The following is a 17,758-nucleotide window of genomic DNA, read 5'->3' as shown; positions in this document are numbered from 1 at the left end:
GGTTGTCGCGCAGGAGGGCCCACAGGACGCTGGCTCGTCGGCGGGCCAGGGCGATCACGGCCTGAACGTGCTTGCAGCCCTCGCCGCGCTTCTTGAGGTAGAAGTCTCGGTTCGGTCCCTCGCGGATGATGCTGGTCTGCGCGGACATGTAGAAGACCCTGCGCAGGCGGCGGCTGTAGCGCTTGGGCCGGTGGAGGTTGCCGGTTCGGCGGCCCGAGTCGCGTGGGACTGGCACCAGCCCGGCCGCGGAGGCGAGATGGCCGGCATCCGCGTAGGCCGCAAGGTCACCTGCAGCGACGATGAACTCGGCGCCGAGTATGGGGCCCATGCCGGGCAGGGACTCGATGATCTCGGCTTGCGGGTGGCTGCGGAACGTGTCGCGGATCTGCTTGTCGATCCGCTTGAGCCGGTCGTCCAGGTCCAGGATCTGCGTGGCCAGGTCGGCCACGATCTGGGCGGCGACGTCCTCACCCGGCAGGGCGGTCTGCTGGGCCTGGGCGGCTTCGAGTGCGGTTGCCGCGACGGCGTCGGCGCCGCGCACACTGCGGTTGGCGAGCCAGGCCGTGAGCCGCGCCCGGCCACGTCGGCGGATGGCGGCTGGGGTCTGGTAGCCGGTCAGCAGTACCAGCGCACCTTTGTGGGCGGAGTAGTCGAAGGCCCGTTCCAGGGCGGGGAAGACACCGGTCAGCACGTCGCGGAGTCGGTTGATCATTCGCACCCTGTCGGCCACCAGGTCGGTTCGGTGGGCGGTCAGCAGGGCAAGGTCCGCGGCGAGTTGGGCGGGCACTTCGATGGTGGCGAAGTCCCGGCGGTGGCGGGCGGTTTCCGCGATGACGTAGGCGTCGCGGGCGTCGGTTTCGGCCTCGCCCCGGTAGGCGCCGGACATGCGGTTGACCGTGCGGCCGGGCACGTAGACGGCCTGCTGGCCATGGGCCGCGAGCAGGGCAAGCAACAGCGCGGAGGACGTACCGGAGATGTCCACCGCCCACTGGACTTCGTCGGCCAGCTCCAGGATTTCGCCGAGTGCGGTCAGGATCTCCGACTCGTCGTTGCCGATCTTCTTCGACCACAGAGTCGCGCCGGTTTCGTCGACCACCGCCGCCCAGTGATGGCCCTTACCGGCGTCGATGCCGACCCAGACCCGGGCCCGTCGCTCGTTCACTCGCCCCTCCTCGTTCCGCACGGCGTGCCGTCGGCCCAAGGAACACCCCGCTGTCATCTCCGTAATCAGCGACCGCACAAGGCGCGCACATCTCAATCAGCAGTCAGGGCGCCCCGGAGAACCGGGCGGCCACTCCTGAGAAGCCACTGAAGGCAAGAACCCATAAGCCACACCCGGCCCTCCCGGGCCACCAAACAACTTACGGAGGAACCCATGTCGAACATCCAGCCCGTCGAGACCGACTGGGACCGGGCTCCCGGCGTCCTGGAAGGGGCGGCGGAGCTCGAACTGACGCCGGAGCAGTGCGACCTGCCGTACTGGCTGGAGCACGTCGCCGGCACGATGCTGCGCCGGCTCTCGGACGGCACGGTGAAGGACGCCGGACCGAGCGATCTGGTCCGCGCCCCCGGCCCGCTGCGTGACGCCGTGATCGACGAGTTCGCCTTCCGTCACCTCGCCGAGGAGAAGGCGACCCGGGCCCTCGGCTTCCTGGTGCACCACGCGCCCGACTCCGCGTGCCTGGAGTTCTTCACGACGCAGCTGGTCGACGAGGCCCGGCACGCACGGGCGTTCCGCGACCACCTGCTGACGCTGGGCGTGCCCGCCGAGGAGCTGGCCCGTACCGTCGAGGAGGCCGCCGGACAGGCCGCCGCCGACGTGCTGGACCCGCTGGAGGAGTTCGGCCTGACCGTCCTGCGCGACCAGGGCGACTTCTACGGCGGCGTGCTCGTCCTCACCGTCCTCGTCGAAGGGGTGCTCGCCCCGGCCGCCGAACTGAGCGAGCGCAAATGGCGCCGCCTCGACCCGGGCGCGGCGCTCGTCGAGCGGGGCGCCAACATGGACGAGATCCGGCACCTGGCGGTGGGCAGCGCGATCGTCCGGCAGCACCTCACCGAGCACCCGGAGGAGCGCGACCGGCTCCTCGACGTCATCCGGCGTGGCCGCGATCTGTGGACGAGCCTGCCGATGGAGCGGGTCCTGTACCGGCGCGAGACCCTCTTCCAGGAGGGCCTGCGGGACGCCGCCGCCTTCCTCGGCGACTACGAGGTGTGGGAGGGCCGCAGGCTCGTCGACACCACCGCCGAGGAGCGCATGGCCACGGCCGAGTCCTGGTCGGCGGCCACCCAGGACACCCGGCTGCGCTACATGCTCCTCGACGGGGCCGTCGGATGACGGCACCGGACGTCCTCACCGACGAGCTCGTCGTCCCGTACGCGGACGCCGGCGGCGGCGGCGAGGGACGGATCGTCGCGCGGGTGACGCGCCCGGCGGCCGGCCGGGTCGGGGCCGTACTGCTGCTGTGGCCGGCGCTCGGCGTGTCGGCGTCGTACTACGCGCCGCTGGCCGACGAGCTGGCCCGCCGGGGCGTCGCGACGGTCGCCGCCGACCTGCGCGGCCAGGGCGCGTCCCGCCCGCGCTGCGGACGCGGCACGCGCCACGGCTACCAGGACTTCGCCGCCCACGACTGGCCGAAGCTGGTGCGGTCGGTACGGGAGCTGTTCCCGCGCGGCACGCCGGTGCACCTCCTCGGGCACAGCATCGGCGGCCAGGTGTCGCTGCTGTACGTGGCCCGCCCGGAGGCCGACGTGGACGGACTGGTCCTGGTGGCTTCGGGGACCGTGCACCACCGGAGCTTTCCTGGCGCGCGCCGGTTCGGGGTGCTGTTCGGCACGCAGCTCGCCGCCCTCGTCAGCAGGGTCCTGGGGTACTACCCCGGGCACCGGCTCGGCTTCGGCGGGCGGCAGGCCGGCCGGGTGATGCGCGACTGGGCGCGGATCGGGCGCACGGGCAGGTTCGAGCCGACGGGTGCGGACCTGGACTACGAGGCGGCGTTCGCGAAGGTGCGGTTGCCCGTGCTCGCGGTGTCGGTGGCCGGCGACGCGCTGGCCCCGCCGTCGGCGGTCGACGCGCTGTGCGGCCGGCTCGCCGGGTGCGCGGTCACCCGGGTCCACCACACGCCCGCGTCAGCGTCCCACCACGGCCACACCCGCTGGGCGCGCGACGCCGAGGGCGTGGCGAGGCACCTCATCGCCTGGCTGAACCAGCTGTCGGCACCGCCCGGCGCGGTGCGCTGAGCACGGACGGCGCGCGGGGGCGCGGGCTCCTACGGGGTCCGCGCCCCCGCGCGTTCACGACCCGCGATCCCGGCGGACTTCCCCGTCGCCGACCGCTGCTCCGGCTCCGGTGCGCCGGCCTCGCGGTTCGCGATCTCCTGGTCGGCGGCCTCCGGGTTCGCGGCCTCCGGGTCGGCGGCCCGGCGCCGGGCGATGACGGCGCAGACCATCAGCTGCATCTGGTGGAACAGCATCAGCGGCAGCACCGCCAGCGAGGCCTGCGCGCCGAACAGGACGCTCGCCATGGGCAGTCCCGCGGCCAGGCTCTTCTTGGAGCCCGCGAACTGGATCGCGATCCGGTCCGCCCGGCCGAAGCCGAGCCGCTTCGCCCCGTACCAGCTCACGCCCAGCATGACCGCCAGCAGCAGCGCCTCTGCCACCAGCAGCAGCCCCAGCCGCGCCGGGGTCACGAGCTGCCAGACACCGCGGTTCATGCCCGCGCTGAAGGCTGTGTAGACGACGAGCAGTATCGAGCCCCGGTCGACGTAGCCGAGCACCTTCTTGTGCCGGGCCACGAAGCCGCCCACCCAGCGGCGCAGCAGCTGTCCGGCGAGGAAGGGCACGAGCAACTGGAGCACGATCCTGCCGAGCGCGCCGGCCGACAGGCCGCCCGCGCTGTTGCCGAGCAGCAGCGCCGCCAGCAGCGGGGTGAGGACGATACCGGCCAGGGAGGAGAAGGAGCCCGCGCAGATCGCGGCCGGCACGTTGCCCCGGGCGATCGAGGTGAAGGCGATCGAGGACTGGATGGTCGACGGCACCAGACACAGGAAGAGGAAGCCGCTGTGGAGGTCGTGCGTGAGGACCGTCGGCACGAGGCCCCGCGCCGCCAGACCGAGCAGGGGGAAGAGGAGGAAGGTGCAGGCCAGGACGGTGACGTGGAGCCGCCAGTGCTTCAGGCCGTCCAGCGCCTCGCGGGTCGAGAGCCGTGCTCCGTAGAGGAAGAAGAGCAGCGCGACGGCTCCCGTCGCCGCACCGTTCGCGACCGTCGCCGCCGCGCCGGACGCGGGCAGCAGCGCGGCGAGACCGACCGTGGCGAGCAGCGCCAGGATGTACGGGTCGACGGGCAGCCGGCGCGGCAGGCGGGAGAGGCGGGTGGTGCGGGAGCTCATGCGCCCATCCTGGTGTACGGCCCGGCGATCGGGAATCCCGTACAGCACTCTGACTGTCATCACGAATCGCGATAACCTCGCCATGTGACCGCCGCCTCTCCGCTGTACGAGCCGAACCGGCTGCGGACCTTCCTCGCGGTCGCGCAGACGCTGAGCTTCACCCAGGCCGCGCGGCGGCTCGGGCTGCGGCAGTCCACGGTCAGCCAGCACGTGCGGCGACTGGAGGAGGAGACCGGCCGGCCGCTGTTCACCCGGGACACCCACACCGTGGCACTGACCGAGGACGGCGAGGCCATGCTCGGCTTCGCCCGCTCGATCCTGGAGGCGCACGAGCGGGCCGCCGCCTTCTTCACCGGGACCCGGCTGCGCGGCCGGCTCCGCTTCGGGGCGTCGGAGGACTTCGTGACGACCCGGCTGCCGGAGATCCTCGAGGCCTTCCGGCGTGAGCATCCCGAGGTCGACCTGGAGCTCACGGTCGAGCTGTCCGGCACGCTGCAGGCGCGCCTGGAGGCGGGCCGGCTCGACCTCATCCTCGCCAAGCGGCGCGGCGGCCCCACCGGCGAGGGCCGGGAAAGCCGGGGCGGGGGCGCGGGCGAGCGCGGTGCGGACGGCAAGGGCGAGCGCGGTGCGGACGGCAGGGGCGAGCGCGGTGCGGACGGCGAGGGCGAGCTCGTCTGGCAGGACGTCCTCGTGTGGATCGGCGCGCCGCGGCTGCGGCTCGACCCCGACCGCCCGGTGCCGCTGATCGTCTTCCCGCCGCCGGGCATCACCCGGGCCCGGGCCCTGGAGGCGCTGCAGGCGCAGGGCCGGCCGTGGCGGATCGCGTGCACGAGCTCGAGCCTGAGCGCGAACGTGGCGGCGGCCCGGGCGGGACTCGGCGTCATGGCGCACACCCGCGGTCTTGTCCCGCCCGGCCTCGTCGAGGTCCCGGCGCGGGCCGGGCTCCCGGAGCTGGGCCCGGTGGACTTCGTGCTGCGCAAGGGCCGGCGCCGCGGGGCGACCCAGGACGCGGCGGACGCCCTTGCCGCGGCGATCCTGGCGGGCGGCGACCGCCTGCACCGCCCGCACGGAGCCCTGCCGGGCTGAACACGCGGCACGGAACCCCTCGGGCCGGCCCCGCCGGGCCGACGGCGCGGACCGTTCGTGGCGGCCGAGGACCGAGCGTGGGCCGTTCGCGGACCGGCGGTGGGCCGTTCGAGGGCCGGCCGAGGACCGTCGAGGACAGGCCGAGGACCGTCGAGGACCGTCGAGGACAGGCCGAGGACAGGCCCTGGCGGTCGCCCCCGCGCCGGGGCGCGCGGCCCTCCCCCTCGCCGTCGCCGTGATCGCCGGGTACAGATTCCGTGGAGATTCGGCCCGCCGGGGCCCGCCCTGGGGTCGGCAACGACGGTCGGGAGACCCGTACTTGCCGTCTCCCCGGTCGCTGACCTGTGCATATGCGCAAGGTCCCGGCTTGGTGAAGGTCCTCCCGCCGGGCTGCGCCGTGGGGTAGTTTCACCCGCGCCGTACGGAGGGCGACATCGAGCGGGCGAGGGAGCAGGTCAGTGCGTGAGTTCACCGTGCCGCCCGTCGCGGCGGCGCCTCAGGTCGGCGGTCTGGCCGACGCCGTGTTCGACCTCGCCGAGCAGGAACCCGACCGGGTCACCTTGGGCCGCAAGGGGCCGGACGGACAGTGGCGGGACGTGACGGCGGCCGGGTTCCGCGACGAGGTGCTCGCGCTGGCGAAGGGGCTGATCGCACAGGGCGTACGGTTCGGCGACCGGGTCGCGATCATGGCGCGGACCCGCTACGAGTGGACGCTGTTCGACTTCGCGCTCTGGACGCTCGGCGCCCAGTCGGTGCCGGTCTATCCGACCTCCTCCGCCGACCAGGTGCTGTGGATGCTGCACGACGCCGAGGTCACGGCCTGCGTGGTGGAGCACGAGGACCATGCGATGACGATCGGCTCGGTCATCGACCGGCTGCCCCGGCTCCAGCGGCTGTGGCAGCTGGACGCGGGCGAGGGTGCGGTCGCCGAGCTGATGGCGGCGGGTGCGGACATCGACGAGGACGTGGTGCAGCGGCACCGCAGGGCGGTGACGCCCGAGTCCGTGGCGACGGTCATCTACACGTCGGGGACCACGGGCCGCCCGAAGGGCTGCGTGATCACGCACGCCAACTTCATGTTCGAGACGGAGATGCTGGTGGGCCGCTGGGAGTCGGTCTTCCACTCCCGTCCGGGCGACGAGGCGTCCACCCTGCTCTTCCTTCCGCTCGCGCACGTCTTCGGGCGGATGGTGGAGGTGGCCGCGGTGCGGACCGGGGTGAAGCTGGGGCACCAGCCGGTGCTCGCCGCCACCGAGCTGCTGCCCGACCTGCGGGCCTTCCGGCCGACCTTCGTGCTCGCCGTGCCGTACGTCTTCGAGAAGGTCTTCAACGCCGCGCGCCGCAAGGCCGAGGCGGAGGGGAGGCGCGGGCCGTTCGACAAGGCGGTGGAGGTGGCGGTCCGGTACGCGGAGGCCATGGAACACAAGGCCTTCGGCATCGGCCCCGGCCCGTCGGCGGGGCTGCGGATGCAGCACCAGTTCTTCGAGAAGACGGTGTACGTGAAGGTCCGGGAGGCGCTGGGCGGCCGGGTGCGGCACGCGATGTCGGGCGGTTCCGGGATGGACCGGAGGCTCGGGCTGTTCTTCGAGGGCGCGGGAGTGACGATCTTCGAGGGGTACGGCCTGACGGAGTCGTCGGCGGCGGCGACGGCGAACCCGCCGGAGCGCACCAAGTACGGCACGGTGGGCCAGCCGGTGCCCGGCACGACCGTGCACATCGCCGAGGACGGGGAGGTGTGGCTGCACGGCGACCACGTCTTCTCCGGCTACCTCAACAATCCTCAGGCCACGGACGCCGTCCTCAACGACGGATGGCTGGCGACCGGCGACCTCGGGATGCTCGACGAGGACGGCTATCTGACGATCACCGGACGGAAGAAGGAGATCCTGGTGACCTCGGGCGGCAAGAGCGTGTCACCCGCCGGTCTCGAGGAGCGGGTGCGGGCGCATCCGCTGGTGGCCCAGTGCATCGTGGTCGGCAACGACCGGCCGTACGTCGCCGCGCTCGTGACCCTGGACCAGGAGGCGGTGGAGCACTGGCTGGCGATGCAGAACCGGCCGCCGCTGCCGCCCGCGGAGCTGGTGCACGACGCGACGCTGGAGACCGAGATCCGGCGGGCGGTGGTGGCCGCGAACACCAGGGTCTCGCAGGCGGAGTCGATCCGGACCTTCCGGATCCTGGCGCATCCCTTCAGCGAGGAGCACGGACTGCTCACGCCGTCCCTGAAGCTCAAGCGGAAGGCGATCGAGCAGGCGTACGCGGCCGAGGTCGAGGCCCTGTACCGCTGACGTCCGCCGGGGGCCGGGCCGCCCATCAGGGGGCGTGCGGGTCCGCGTATCCGAGAAGCGCGCCTCCGGGGACGCGAGAGTGCCCTGGGGACGCGAGGGTCCGCGGAGAAGGATTCCGGGCCGGGCGGAATGCGAGCGGGCCCGTGATCGTTGAGGCTGGGTGGAGTACCCCCCGACGACGTAAAGGATCCACCTCTCGTGAGCACGGACAGCAAGGTCCCCTCCCTCACCCTCAACAACGGCGTGCGCATGCCCCAGCTCGGCTTCGGCGTCTGGCAGGTGCCGGACGACGAGGCGGAGGCGGCCGTGACCACGGCCCTCGAGGCGGGCTACCGCTCGATCGACACCGCCGCGATCTACGAGAACGAGTCCGGCACCGGCAAGGCGCTCGCCGCTTCGGGGCTCCCGCGCGAGGAGCTCTTCGTCACGACGAAGCTGTGGAACAGCGAGCAGGGCTACGACTCGACGCTCCGCGCCTTCGACGCCTCGCTCGACAAGCTGGGCCTCGACCACGTCGACCTGTACCTGATCCACTGGCCGGTCCCGGCCAAGGACGCCTATGTCGACACCTTCCGGGCCTTCGAGAAGATCCTGGCCGACGGCCGGGCGCGGGCCATCGGCGTGTCGAACTTCCTGCCCGAGCACCTGGACCGGCTGATCGACGCGACCTCGGTCGTGCCAGCCGTCAACCAGATCGAGCTGCACCCGCAGCTCCAGCAGGCCGAGTCCCGTGAGGCGCACGCCCGGCACGGCATCGCGACGGAGGCCTGGTCGCCGCTCGGCCAGGGCAGGGGTCTGCTGGAGGTGCCGGCGATCGTGGCGATCGCGCAGAAGCACGGCCGCACCCCGGCCCAGGTGGTACTGCGCTGGCACCTCCAGACGGGGAACGTGGTGATCCCGAAGTCGGTGACCCCCTCCCGCATCCGCGAGAACATCGACGTCTTCGACTTCGAGCTGGACGCCGAGGACCTGGCGGGCATCGCCGTGCTCGACGAGGGTCGCCGACTCGGCCCGAACCCGGCGGAGTTCAACGCCGGCGCCTGAGCCCGACCGAGGCGCGGCCGCTCCGGCCGGCGGCGGTGGCGGAAGCGCGGGGCACGGCGGTCGGACCGACCGCCGTGCCCCGCCGTCGGGCCGGCGGGCGCCGCCCCTCAGGGCCGGCCCGCCACCCGTCAGGCCTTGCGCCCCGTGTGCACGGTACGGGCGGTCAACAGGTAGGCGTCCGGGCGCCGGTGGAACGACAGCGGGTCGGTCGGGTCGAGCAGCCGCTCGACGGCGGCGCGGTCGTCGTCCGCGAGCCGCTCCGCCAGCCCCTCCCGCAGCCGCTCGTAGTGGGTGACGACCTGCTCGCGCACGGAGTCCGGCAGCGGCGCCGGGATGTCGCAGAGGAAGCTGCGGGCGCCGCCGGGCGTGAGCCCGGCGCCGGTGAGGAGCGCGGCCCAGTCGTCGATCTCCTCCTTGCTGTCGGGCAGCGAGGCCCGCATCTCGCCGAACCACTCCGCGTTGGCGGCGTCGATCCGGGCCTCCAGGCCGGGGCGGCCGACGCCCGCGTTCCACGGCAGGTGGCGCTGCGGAAGTCCGCCCTCGGCGAGGGCGATCAGACCGCCGGGGTTCAGCAGCTCGGCGAAGGACGCGAGGGCGGCCCGCTGGTCGCCGATGTGGTGCAGGGAGTTGCTGGCCCAGACGAGGTCGGCGGTGCCGAGGGCGCCGAAGTCTCCGGGCAGTTCGGCGCGCAGGGTCGTGACCCGGTCGCCGAGACCGCGTGCTTCGGCGCGTTCCCGGGCGAGGGCCAGGAGTTCGGGCGTGGCGTCCACGGCGACCACCTCGGCCTCGGGGAACGCCTCGGCGAGCAGTGCGGTGACGACGCCGGGGCCGCTGCCGACGTCGAGGACCCGACGGACCGGCGTCGGGACGAGGGAGGCGAGCCAGTCGGCGGCCTCCGCGTAGAGGGGGCTCTGGGTCTCCGCCTGCCGGGTCAGCAGCGGTGCCATCTCGGCCCAGTCGAGGTGGCCGTGGTCATGACCGTGCCCGTGCCCCTCGCCGCCATGGCCGCCGTGTCCGTGCCCCTGTCCGTGCCGGTGTCCGTGTCCGTGTCCGGAATGCTGGTGTGCGCTCATGGGCCCAGCGTGCGACGCCGCTGCCGGAAACGCGAGAGAACTTGCCGTTCCGGCAAGAGCGGTCCGCGGCTGCCCGGCGGAGTTCAGCCGCGCGTCGCGGGGCGCCGGACGAAGCGTGCGAGGCGGTACAGCGGGTCGGGGCGGGGGCGGTCCTGGTCCGGGAGGCCGGCGAGCTGTGCGCACAGGGCGTCCACGCCGGCCGGGGTACCGGCGAACCAGGAGGCGTAGTAGCCGCGGCGGAGCCTGCGGGCCGTGCCGTGCGGGGTGGCGCCCTGACCGTGGCCGGCGAACACGGTGCCGGGCGCGGGGTCGAGACCGTGGGCGGCGGCGTACGCGGTGATCAGCGGGGCGCGGTCGGAGCCGGCGGCGGGCGCGCGGTGCGGGCGGAGGACGGCGTCGATGTCGCTGTCCACGTCGTGGCAGGCGTTCTTGTCGACGGTGGTCACGAACACTCCGCCCGGCCGCAGCACCCGCGCCGCCTCGGCGACGATCTCCTCCGCGAACGGCACGAGGTGCAGCAGCCAGACCGCGCTGACGGCGTCGACGGCCGCGTCCGGCAGCGGCAGCCGCCGGGCGTCCGCGCGCACGACCCGCCCGGGCAGGCGGGGGGCGGCGGCCCGCAGCATCCCGTGGGCCGCGTCGGCGCCGTGGACGGTGAGTCCGGGCCGGGCGATCCGCTCGGTGACGAGACCGGTGCCGCAGGCGACGTCGAGCAGGGTGCGGGTGCCGGGCGGCGGCCGCCGCGGCCGCCCGGGGGACGCCACCGCGGCTCTCGTCGTAGTGCGCGGCCTCGGCGTCGTAGTCGAGCAGCGTGTCGCCCATGCGGAAATCCTAGGGCGTGTGTCGAAAGGCACCGCCGGGCAGGCGGGACTTCCCACACACGCCCGAGGCCCAGGAGATGCCCGGGCCGGGGACGGGCAGGGGCCCCGGGCCCCGGGCAGGCACCGGGCGGCGGCTACTCCGCGCCGTGGCCCGGGGCGACGGCCTGGACGCGCTCGGCCAGTTCGAAGTCCTTTCCGGTGACGGCACCGCCCGCCGAATGGGTGCTCACGGCGAGGCCCACCGTGTTGTAACCGAGCGTCAGATCGCTGTGGTGGTCGAGCTCCTGCTGGATCCGGGCGATGTGGACGACGAGCGCGGTGGCGGCGAAGTGGTCGGCGAGCCGGTAGTCCCGGGTGAGGCGGTCGCCGTCGACGGACCAGCCGGGAAGTTCCCGCAGGCGGTCCTCGATCTCCTTCTGCGACAAGGGGTCAGTGGGCACGTGGTGCTCCCTCCGGTCGTACGGCTGGTGGCGGGGTGGTGCGTGATGACGGAGCGGCCCCGGGGAGAACGTACCCGGGTCCCCCTCTGGGATACCGTCTGGCCATGACAACTGTCGCGACCGACACGGGTGTGGGTGCGCTGCTGCGCGGCTGGCGCGAGCAGCGGCGGTTGAGCCAGCTGGAGCTGGCCCTGCGGGCGGACTCGTCCGCGCGGCACATCTCCTTCATCGAGACGGGACGTTCACGGCCGAGCGAGGCGATGGTCCTCCGGCTGGCCGAGCACCTGGACGTGCCGGTGCGGGACCGCAACGCCCTTCTTCTGGCGGCCGGTTACGCCCCGCGCTACACGGAGTCGCCGTTGGACGCGCCCGAGCTGGAGACGCTGCGCGAGGGCATCGAGCAGCTGCTGCTCGGCTACGAGCCGTATCCGGCGACGGTCGTGGACGGCTCGTACACGGTGATCGCGGCCAACCGGGCCGTCCGGCTGCTGCTCGCCGGTCTTCCCGAGCACCTGCTGGCACCACCGCTGAACGTCATGCGGGTCACCCTGCACCCGGAAGGCCTCGCGCCGAGGATCCGCAACCTGCGGGAGTGGCGCGGCCATCTGCTGGCCCAGATGGAGCGTCAGATCGCCCTCTCCCGTTCGGAGTCGCTGCGCGCCCTGTACGAGGAGGTGGCGGCCTATCCGCTGCCGGAGGCGGCGGGGGAGCCGGACGACCGGGAGGATCCGGAGCCGTACCCGTACTTCGCACTGCCGCTGCGGATCGAGCACGACGGGCAGGTGCTGTCGTTCGTGTCGTCGATCTCGACGTTCAACACGCCGATGGACGTGACGGTCGCCGAGCTGGCCATCGAGACGCTCCTCCCGGCCGACCCGGCGACGGTGGCGTACCTGCGGGCGTCGACGGCGTAGCCGGGCGTTCAGCGCCGGGTGGCGCGCAGGGCGGCCCACTGGAGCGCGGCGAAGCCGGCGACGGTGCCGGCCTGGAGCAGAGTCCACACCGTTCCCGCGGTGGTGGGGTCGATCCAGCCGACTATCGCGAGGACGCTGCCCACCGTCCACAGCAGGTTGATGTCGATCACGGCCTTCACCCCGGGGACCGAGGGCACCGGCCGGCTCGCGAGCAGGCCCACGCCGGCGGCGTACACCGCGAGGAGAAGTCCGAGCTCGAACAGCAAGCCGCGCTCGATGCCCAGGAGTTCGCCGAGCGGCCCGGGGGCGACGGCGTAGGCGAGCCCGTTGGCGCCGGTGACGACGGCGTCGAGAGCGAGGAGGCGGCGCAGCACGGACTGCGGCCGGGTGGTGCGGGAGAGACCGGTGAGCAGGGCCTGGGTCATGACGGATCACCTCTCTGGCACATCTTTCTGACGAACAGTCGGGCACGTGGGGGGACGCGGTGTCCGGGTCACGGGTTGACGGACGCGGCGGGAGTGATCGGCGTCCCGGACGGAGTGCGCCGCCCGGGACGCCGGTGATTCGAGGATGCCGGGGGCGGTCGCGACCGTCGATTACGCGAGAGGTAATGGGGCCGGGGCAGGGTTCGCGCCCGAATGGCCGGAGGTCGGACGGTCCACGGACAGGACGGCCCACGGACAGGACGGCTTCAGGCTGGACGGCCTCAGGCTGGACGCCGGGGCCCGGACGGTGCCGGAAGTGCCGGCCGGTCGCGCCGGGCGGGCTGTCCGCCACTCCGCCCGGACCAACCGCCGCTCGCGGCATGAGGCCGTCGGGACGCGGGGCCGGTCGGACGACGGCGTCCGACCGGCCCCGCGCCCCGGGTTGTTCAGGTCATTCCGTGCGGGTCCGCGGTTGCTCGGCGGTCCGCGCCGGGTGCGCGGGCGTGGCGGCCCGTTCCGGTGCGGCTTCCGTCCCGGCGCGCGGGCCGCTGTGTTCGGCGGTGCGTTCGCGGGCGGCCTCGGCGCGCAGCAGGGCGTTGAGCACGGCGATGTGGTCGACGGGCATGGTGATGCTCCTTGCGGTGGGGGGTGTGAGAGGTACCGAGAGGTGGGGCCTCTCAGCACCGCATCACCGCCGACCGGGGAACGGCACCGGGTGCCGTGGGTACGGGCACGGGCGCGGGCGCGGGAGCGGGAACGACCGCGGGTGGCGCGGGACGGGTGGGACGGGAGGGCGCGGCTCGCCGGTCGCCGCGCGCGGGAGCGGCCGACTCGCTCTCGGCCGCCTCGTGGGTCTCCGCGCCGGGGTCGGCCACGGCGGAGACGGACCGGATCTCGCCCTCGGCGGCCGCGGGCCCGCCGCCGGTGCCCACGCCGAGCAGCGCGGCGAGCACGAGCAGCACCGCGAGCGCGAACCGGGCGTGGGGCCTCATGGAGATCCGTACTGCCCCGCCGGGACACGGGTGTTCCGGCCCGGGCGGGAGATCCGCCCGCCCGGCCTACGCTCCCGGCCCGGATTTCACCGCCCCGGGTGTCAGTCCCCAGCCCTCGTCGCGCCCCCGGTCGCAACCCCGGCCCCGGCCCCGGTCACGGCCCCGGTCACGGAGCCGGTCGCGATCCCGGCCCCGGACTCGGCCTCGACCTCGGACACGGCTCCGGACCCGGACCCGGACCCGGCCCCCGCCGCGCGTCCCCTGCGGGCCGCCATCACCGCGTACACGAGGACGCCGACGAAGAGGAAGAGCACGCCCTGGTAGACGGCCGCGTACCCGGCTCCCGCGACCAGCCACAGCGAGAAGCCGAAGGCGGCGAGGGCGAGGACGCCGTCGCGGGCTAGGCGGGCCCGCGAGACCCGGTCCGCGCGGCCGGAGAGCAGGAAGTGGATCTGGGCGGCGGTGGAGAGGAGGTAGGGCACGGTGGCGGTGAAGGTGGTGACGAGCACCAGGATCTCGAAGACGCCCTGGGTTCCGGCCGTGTAGTTGTAGACCGTCAGGAGCGAGGCGAGGGCCACGGTGACGAGCACGCCGACGGTCGGCACGCCGCGCCGCCTGACCGTGAAGACCTTCGGGAAGAGACCGTCGCGGGCGGCGGCGTAGGGCGTCTGGGCGCTGAGCAGGGTCCAGCCGTTGAGCGCGCCGAGCATGGAGACCAGGGCCATGCAGGCGACCGCGGACCCGCCCCACGAGCCGCCGAACATGGCGTCCACGGCGTCGGAGAACGGCGCGGTGGAGTCGACGAGCCGGTCGTGGGCGACGGTGCCGAAGACCGCGAGCGTGCCGAGCAGGTAGACGGCGGCGGCGCCGAGGGTGCCGAGGACGGTGGCGCGGCCGACGTTGCGGCGCGGGTCGCGGACTTCGCCGGCGCTGACGGCGGCGGATTCGACGCCGAGGTAGCTGAAGAGCAGGATCGCGGCCGACGCGGACACGGCGCCGAGCGCGCTGCCGCCGCTCGCGTGGAAGGGCCCGAGGTTGGCGCTGTCGAAGAAGAACAGGCCGCCGACGGCGACCAGGATCAGCGGCACGAACTTGAGCACGGTGGCGACGATCTGCACCGCGCCGACATAGCGCGTGCCGGCGAGGTTGGCGAGGGCCGGCAGCCACTGGATGAGCAGGGCGGCGGCGATGGTGGCGGCCGTGGACCCGTGGAGGGGGACGAGCACGTCCAGGTAGCCGACGGCGGCGACGGCGAGGGCCGCGTTGGAGACCCAGGCCGTGATCCAGTACGACCAGGCGGCGAGGAAGCCGGCGAAGTCGCCGAAGGCGGCGCGGGCGTAGACGTAGGGTCCGCCGGTCTGCGGCAGGCGGTGGGCGAGCCGGCCGAAGACCAGGGCGAGGGCGATCGCGCCGAGGGTGAGGATGCCGAAGGCGACCAGGCTGACGGTGCCGAACGGGGCGACGGAGGCGGGCAGGAGGAAGATGCCGCCGCCGATGATGTTGCCCATGACGAGGGCCGTGGCGATCGGGAGCCCGAAGCGACGGGAGTGCCGGGTGGGCCGGGGGCCCCGCTCCGGGGCCGGGACGGGTGCCGGGGTGGCGGCGGGAGCCTGCGCGGTGGTCGCGGTGGGGGCCGTGCTCATGGGGGGTGGTGCGCCTCTCGTCGGACAAACGCCCCTATGGTCCGGATGCCGAGACGCCTTTCCAAATCACCCGCGTTTGTCCCGTACGGCGGGCTCCTCCACCGGAAGAAACGCTTCCGCATCCCGCTTCGACGGGGAAATCTCCAGCGGCACCTGCGGCCCCTCGCTCTCCCGCAGCCAGCCGCGCAGCACCTCGTGCACGGCCTCCGCGCCGACCAGCTCGCCGGGCGGCGCCGGCAGGTCGCGCGGCCACAGCAGGAAGGGACGTGCCTGGTCGCCGCCCAGACCGCCGTGCGAGCCGATCTGCTCCTCGAAGGCGTGGACGGTGCCGGTCTCCGGGTCGTACATCGAGTTGACCATGATGTCGGCGACGTGCGGGAAGCCGTCGGTGCGCCGTACGGCAGCGGCGGCACCGGGCCCGAACACGGCGAGCGGCCCGCCGTCGGCGCGCTCGGCGGGGGCGGCGGGATCGGCACCTTCGGCGGGGTCGGCGGGGGCGGCGGGATCGGCACCATCGGCGGGATCTGCTAGCTCGGCGGAATCAGCGCCGTCGGTGAGCTCGGCACCGTCGGTGAGCTCGGCGACCGGCACCTCGACCCCGTCGCGGGCCAGGACCACCGAGCCGTGCTCCTCGCTCGCGACCAGCAGGAAGCCGATGCCGGGGTGCTGGGCGAGGGTGCGCAGCAGCGCCGGATGCAGCCGGTCGATCTCCTCGCGGGTCATCCGGTGCGGCACGCCCGGGAAGGAGATCAGGCCGAGGTTTCCCGAGGCCAGGACGACCGGCGCGGGAGCGCGGGCCGCGGCGACCGCCGCCGCCTCCGCGCCCTCCGTCCCGGCCTCCTCCGCCTCGTCGACGGGCCGGTGCAGTGCGCTGCGCAGCGCCTCCCTGGCCGCGTCCCTCGCCTCCGAGCCGCCGCCCCCGGCCTCCGTACCGGCGCGCCCCCTGCGGCTGCGCCGCACCCGGCGGGACACCGGCAGTCCGCAGCCGACACGCACCAGATCGCGGAGGCTCAGCCCGTAGGCGGACGCGAAGGTCTCCCCCGGGCTCTGCCCGTGGTCGGAGAGGAGAACGATCCGGTACGGGCGGGGCGCGTGCTCGGCGACCTTGGCGATCAGCGCGATCGAGCGGTCGATCCGGGCCAGGACCTGGTCGGTGTCGCGGCCCCGCGGTCCGGAGTGGTGGGCGACCTCGTCGTAGGCGACCAGGTCCGCGTAGACGGCGGTGCGCCCGGCGAGGACGTCGCCCATGACGGCGGCGACCACGACGTCGCGTTCGACGACGGTCGCGAAGGCCCGGACGAAGGGGTAGAGGCCGCCGCGCGAGACCCGCGGGGACGCGCGGCGCAGCCGGGCGCGGACCGACTGCCGCAGTTCGCGCAGGACCTCGGCGACGAAGGACCCCGCCGTGCGGACCGCGTTGGCGGGGTCCGAGAAGTACGCGAAGTAGCCGGAGCGCGAACGGTTGCGGCGGCCGCGCCGGGCGGCCACCGAGAGGACGAGCGCGAGCTGGTCGGCGCCGCCGGTGAACAGGTTGCCGCGCGAGGCCCCGTCGAGGGTGAGCAGTCCGCCGTCGCCGGTGCGTGCGACGGCGCGGCGCTGGAGTTCCACGGCGCTCGCGGGCCGGTTGGACACCATGAGCCGGCCGGTGTCCTTCTCGTACCAGCGGAAGGCGGGCACGTCCTCGTTGGAGCCGTGCAGGATGCCGAGCTGGCTGGCACCGGTCTGACTCGACCAGTCGGTGCGCCAGGGGGTGAGGGTGTGGGTGGTGGCGAGCCAGTCGGCGACCGTGGGCATGAGGCCGCGTGCGACGGCGTCGGACAGCACCCGGTGGCCGACGCCGTCGAGTTGGAGGAAGACCGTGCCGGGGGCGGGCTCGGTGCCGGGGTGCGTACCGGTGACGGCGCGGGCGCTGCGCGGCCGCTTGCGGTCGGTGAGCCGGTAGAGCCGCCGCCGGTACGCGTCGTCGTCCCGCACGGCGAGCGCGGTGGAGGTGGCGGAGGCGACGGCGGACATCACGGCGGCGACGACCACGGCCGTCTCGGGCGCGGCGTCGCCGCGGCCGTCAGGGATCAGCCAGAGCGCGACGAGCAGCAGCGAGCCGTTGAGGAAGAACACCAACAGGCCGAGCACCAGGGCCGGTACGAGCAGCAGGGCGCGCACGATCAACGGCCACACGAGCGCGCTCAGCAGGCCGAAGGCACCCGCGCCGAGGGCGGCGGTGAGGGCGATCGTGGTGAAGCTGTCGCCGTCGTCGGACTGGAGCTGGAACTCGGGCAGGAGGCCGGCGAGGAGGAGCAGGGTGAGCGTGGAGACGGCCCATACGGTGATCACCCGCAGCAGGGCGCGGCCCGCGCTCCGCCAGCGGGCGGGGATGCTTCCTCGCGGTTCGCCCACGCCTGGTTCACCTTTCGCCCGTTACCTGCCTCAAGCGTGGCACAACGGCGTCGGACCGGACCGGGGCGACGGGTGTTCGACGCACGTACGGGCGCCGGCGGCCCGGAGCGAGGCGGCCCGGAGCGAGGCGGCCCGAGGCGAGGTGGGGTGAGGCGAGGTGGGGTGCTCGGCAGCCGGCAGCCCAGGACCAGCCGGGGTCGAGCGGGGCACTCGGCCGTCGCGGCCCGGTCACCCGGCTGGGCGGTGCGGGTGT

Annotated in this window: 15 protein-coding genes and 1 pseudogene; 6 read left to right on the top strand and 10 right to left on the bottom strand. The window is 74.0% G+C overall.

Annotated features, from left to right (window positions below; genetic code table 11):
* Window positions 1-1,162, bottom strand: a 1,162-nt coding sequence (locus tag ESG85_RS21020) for an IS110 family RNA-guided transposase (RefSeq protein ID WP_128980783.1), incomplete at its 3' end; no start/stop codon positions are given.
* Between the two features lie 213 nt (window positions 1,163-1,375).
* On the opposite strand from ESG85_RS21020, the gene ESG85_RS21010 reads away from it, so the two are divergent.
* Together ESG85_RS21010 and ESG85_RS21005 are read left to right on the top strand one after the other, a co-directional pair.
* Window positions 1,376-2,335 carry a VlmB-like protein gene (locus ESG85_RS21010; protein WP_128981512.1) on the top strand — a complete coding sequence of 320 codons (960 nt, stop codon included), beginning with the start codon at window positions 1,376-1,378 and terminating at the stop codon, window positions 2,333-2,335.
* Window positions 2,332-3,237, top strand: a complete 906-nt coding sequence (locus ESG85_RS21005) for an alpha/beta hydrolase family protein (protein ID WP_128981510.1) — start codon at window positions 2,332-2,334, stop codon at window positions 3,235-3,237. Before ESG85_RS21010 ends, ESG85_RS21005 begins: the two co-directional genes overlap by 4 nt.
* Before the next feature lie 29 nt (window positions 3,238-3,266).
* On the opposite strand, the gene ESG85_RS21000 is transcribed toward ESG85_RS21005, so the two are convergent.
* Window positions 3,267-4,385 carry a bile acid:sodium symporter family protein gene (locus ESG85_RS21000; RefSeq protein WP_128981508.1) on the bottom strand — a complete coding sequence of 373 codons (1,119 nt, stop codon included), beginning with the start codon at window positions 4,383-4,385 and terminating at the stop codon, window positions 3,267-3,269.
* A 102-nt stretch (window positions 4,386-4,487) separates the two neighbouring features.
* On the opposite strand from ESG85_RS21000, the gene ESG85_RS20995 reads away from it, so the two are divergent.
* From ESG85_RS20995 to ESG85_RS20985, 3 genes are all read left to right on the top strand, one after another.
* Entirely contained in the window at window positions 4,488-5,471 is a 984-nt protein-coding gene (locus ESG85_RS20995) for a LysR substrate-binding domain-containing protein (RefSeq protein WP_128981522.1), read from the top strand.
* A 458-nt stretch (window positions 5,472-5,929) separates the two neighbouring features.
* Complete coding sequence (locus ESG85_RS20990) at window positions 5,930-7,759, top strand: AMP-dependent synthetase/ligase (protein WP_128981506.1); 1,830 nt, start codon at window positions 5,930-5,932, stop codon at window positions 7,757-7,759.
* Window positions 7,760-8,008: 249 nt separating this feature from the next.
* On the top strand, window positions 8,009-8,803 hold the full coding sequence (locus ESG85_RS20985) for an aldo/keto reductase (protein ID WP_128981520.1): 795 nt from the start codon (window positions 8,009-8,011) through the stop codon (window positions 8,801-8,803).
* A gap of 128 nt (window positions 8,804-8,931) precedes the next feature.
* Here the strand turns inward: ESG85_RS20985 and ESG85_RS20980 are convergent, their stop codons facing one another.
* From ESG85_RS20980 to ESG85_RS20970, 3 genes and pseudogenes are all read right to left on the bottom strand, one after another.
* Complete coding sequence (locus ESG85_RS20980; RefSeq protein WP_128981504.1) at window positions 8,932-9,876, bottom strand: class I SAM-dependent methyltransferase; 945 nt, start codon at window positions 9,874-9,876, stop codon at window positions 8,932-8,934.
* 83 nt (window positions 9,877-9,959) lie between these two features.
* Window positions 9,960-10,686: pseudogene (locus ESG85_RS20975) on the bottom strand (class I SAM-dependent methyltransferase).
* 145 nt (window positions 10,687-10,831) lie between these two features.
* On the bottom strand, window positions 10,832-11,137 hold the full coding sequence (locus ESG85_RS20970) for a 4a-hydroxytetrahydrobiopterin dehydratase (RefSeq protein ID WP_128981502.1): 306 nt from the start codon (window positions 11,135-11,137) through the stop codon (window positions 10,832-10,834).
* A 104-nt stretch (window positions 11,138-11,241) separates the two neighbouring features.
* Between ESG85_RS20970 and ESG85_RS20965 the strand changes: the two genes are divergently transcribed.
* Window positions 11,242-12,051: a helix-turn-helix domain-containing protein gene (locus ESG85_RS20965; RefSeq protein ID WP_128981500.1), complete on the top strand. Its 810-nt coding sequence runs from the start codon at window positions 11,242-11,244 to the stop codon at window positions 12,049-12,051.
* Between the two features lie 8 nt (window positions 12,052-12,059).
* On the opposite strand, the gene ESG85_RS20960 is transcribed toward ESG85_RS20965, so the two are convergent.
* From ESG85_RS20960 to ESG85_RS20945, 5 genes are all read right to left on the bottom strand, one after another.
* Window positions 12,060-12,476 carry a hypothetical protein gene (locus ESG85_RS20960; RefSeq protein ID WP_128981498.1) on the bottom strand — a complete coding sequence of 139 codons (417 nt, stop codon included), beginning with the start codon at window positions 12,474-12,476 and terminating at the stop codon, window positions 12,060-12,062.
* A 451-nt stretch (window positions 12,477-12,927) separates the two neighbouring features.
* A complete protein-coding gene (locus ESG85_RS35070; protein ID WP_164986286.1) occupies window positions 12,928-13,101 on the bottom strand; it encodes a hypothetical protein in 174 nt (57 codons plus the stop codon).
* A 52-nt stretch (window positions 13,102-13,153) separates the two neighbouring features.
* Window positions 13,154-13,468, bottom strand: coding sequence for a hypothetical protein (locus tag ESG85_RS20955; protein WP_128981497.1), 315 nt, complete (start codon window positions 13,466-13,468; stop codon window positions 13,154-13,156).
* A 101-nt stretch (window positions 13,469-13,569) separates the two neighbouring features.
* A complete protein-coding gene (locus tag ESG85_RS20950) occupies window positions 13,570-15,111 on the bottom strand; it encodes an amino acid permease (RefSeq protein ID WP_128981496.1) in 1,542 nt (513 codons plus the stop codon).
* A 66-nt stretch (window positions 15,112-15,177) separates the two neighbouring features.
* On the bottom strand, window positions 15,178-17,505 hold the full coding sequence (locus tag ESG85_RS20945; protein WP_425471260.1) for a phage holin family protein: 2,328 nt from the start codon (window positions 17,503-17,505) through the stop codon (window positions 15,178-15,180).
* Window positions 17,506-17,758 lie beyond the last annotated feature (253 nt).

This window comes from Streptomyces roseicoloratus (assembly GCF_004117935.1).
In the GTDB taxonomy this organism is placed as follows: domain Bacteria; phylum Actinomycetota; class Actinomycetes; order Streptomycetales; family Streptomycetaceae; genus Streptomyces; species Streptomyces roseicoloratus.
The sequence above is the reverse complement of the archived record's forward strand: the minus strand, read 5'-3'. Positions and strand labels throughout refer to the sequence as shown.

Excerpts from the sequence above, each read along its gene's own strand:
- ESG85_RS21010 (WP_128981512.1), top strand. The coding sequence starts at position 1,376 with ATGTCGAACATCCAGCCCGTCGAGACCGACTGGGACCGGGCTCCCGGC.
- ESG85_RS21005 (WP_128981510.1), top strand. The coding sequence starts at position 2,332 with ATGACGGCACCGGACGTCCTCACCGACGAGCTCGTCGTCCCGTACGCG.
- ESG85_RS21000 (WP_128981508.1), bottom strand. The coding sequence starts at position 4,385 with ATGAGCTCCCGCACCACCCGCCTCTCCCGCCTGCCGCGCCGGCTGCCC.
- ESG85_RS20985 (WP_128981520.1), top strand. The coding sequence starts at position 8,009 with ATGCCCCAGCTCGGCTTCGGCGTCTGGCAGGTGCCGGACGACGAGGCG.
- ESG85_RS20980 (WP_128981504.1), bottom strand. The coding sequence starts at position 9,876 with ATGAGCGCACACCAGCATTCCGGACACGGACACGGACACCGGCACGGA.
- ESG85_RS20965 (WP_128981500.1), top strand. The coding sequence starts at position 11,242 with ATGACAACTGTCGCGACCGACACGGGTGTGGGTGCGCTGCTGCGCGGC.
- ESG85_RS20960 (WP_128981498.1), bottom strand. The coding sequence starts at position 12,476 with ATGACCCAGGCCCTGCTCACCGGTCTCTCCCGCACCACCCGGCCGCAG.
- ESG85_RS35070 (WP_164986286.1), bottom strand. The coding sequence starts at position 13,101 with ATGCCCGTCGACCACATCGCCGTGCTCAACGCCCTGCTGCGCGCCGAG.
- ESG85_RS20955 (WP_128981497.1), bottom strand. The coding sequence starts at position 13,468 with ATGAGGCCCCACGCCCGGTTCGCGCTCGCGGTGCTGCTCGTGCTCGCC.
- ESG85_RS20950 (WP_128981496.1), bottom strand. The coding sequence starts at position 15,111 with ATGAGCACGGCCCCCACCGCGACCACCGCGCAGGCTCCCGCCGCCACC.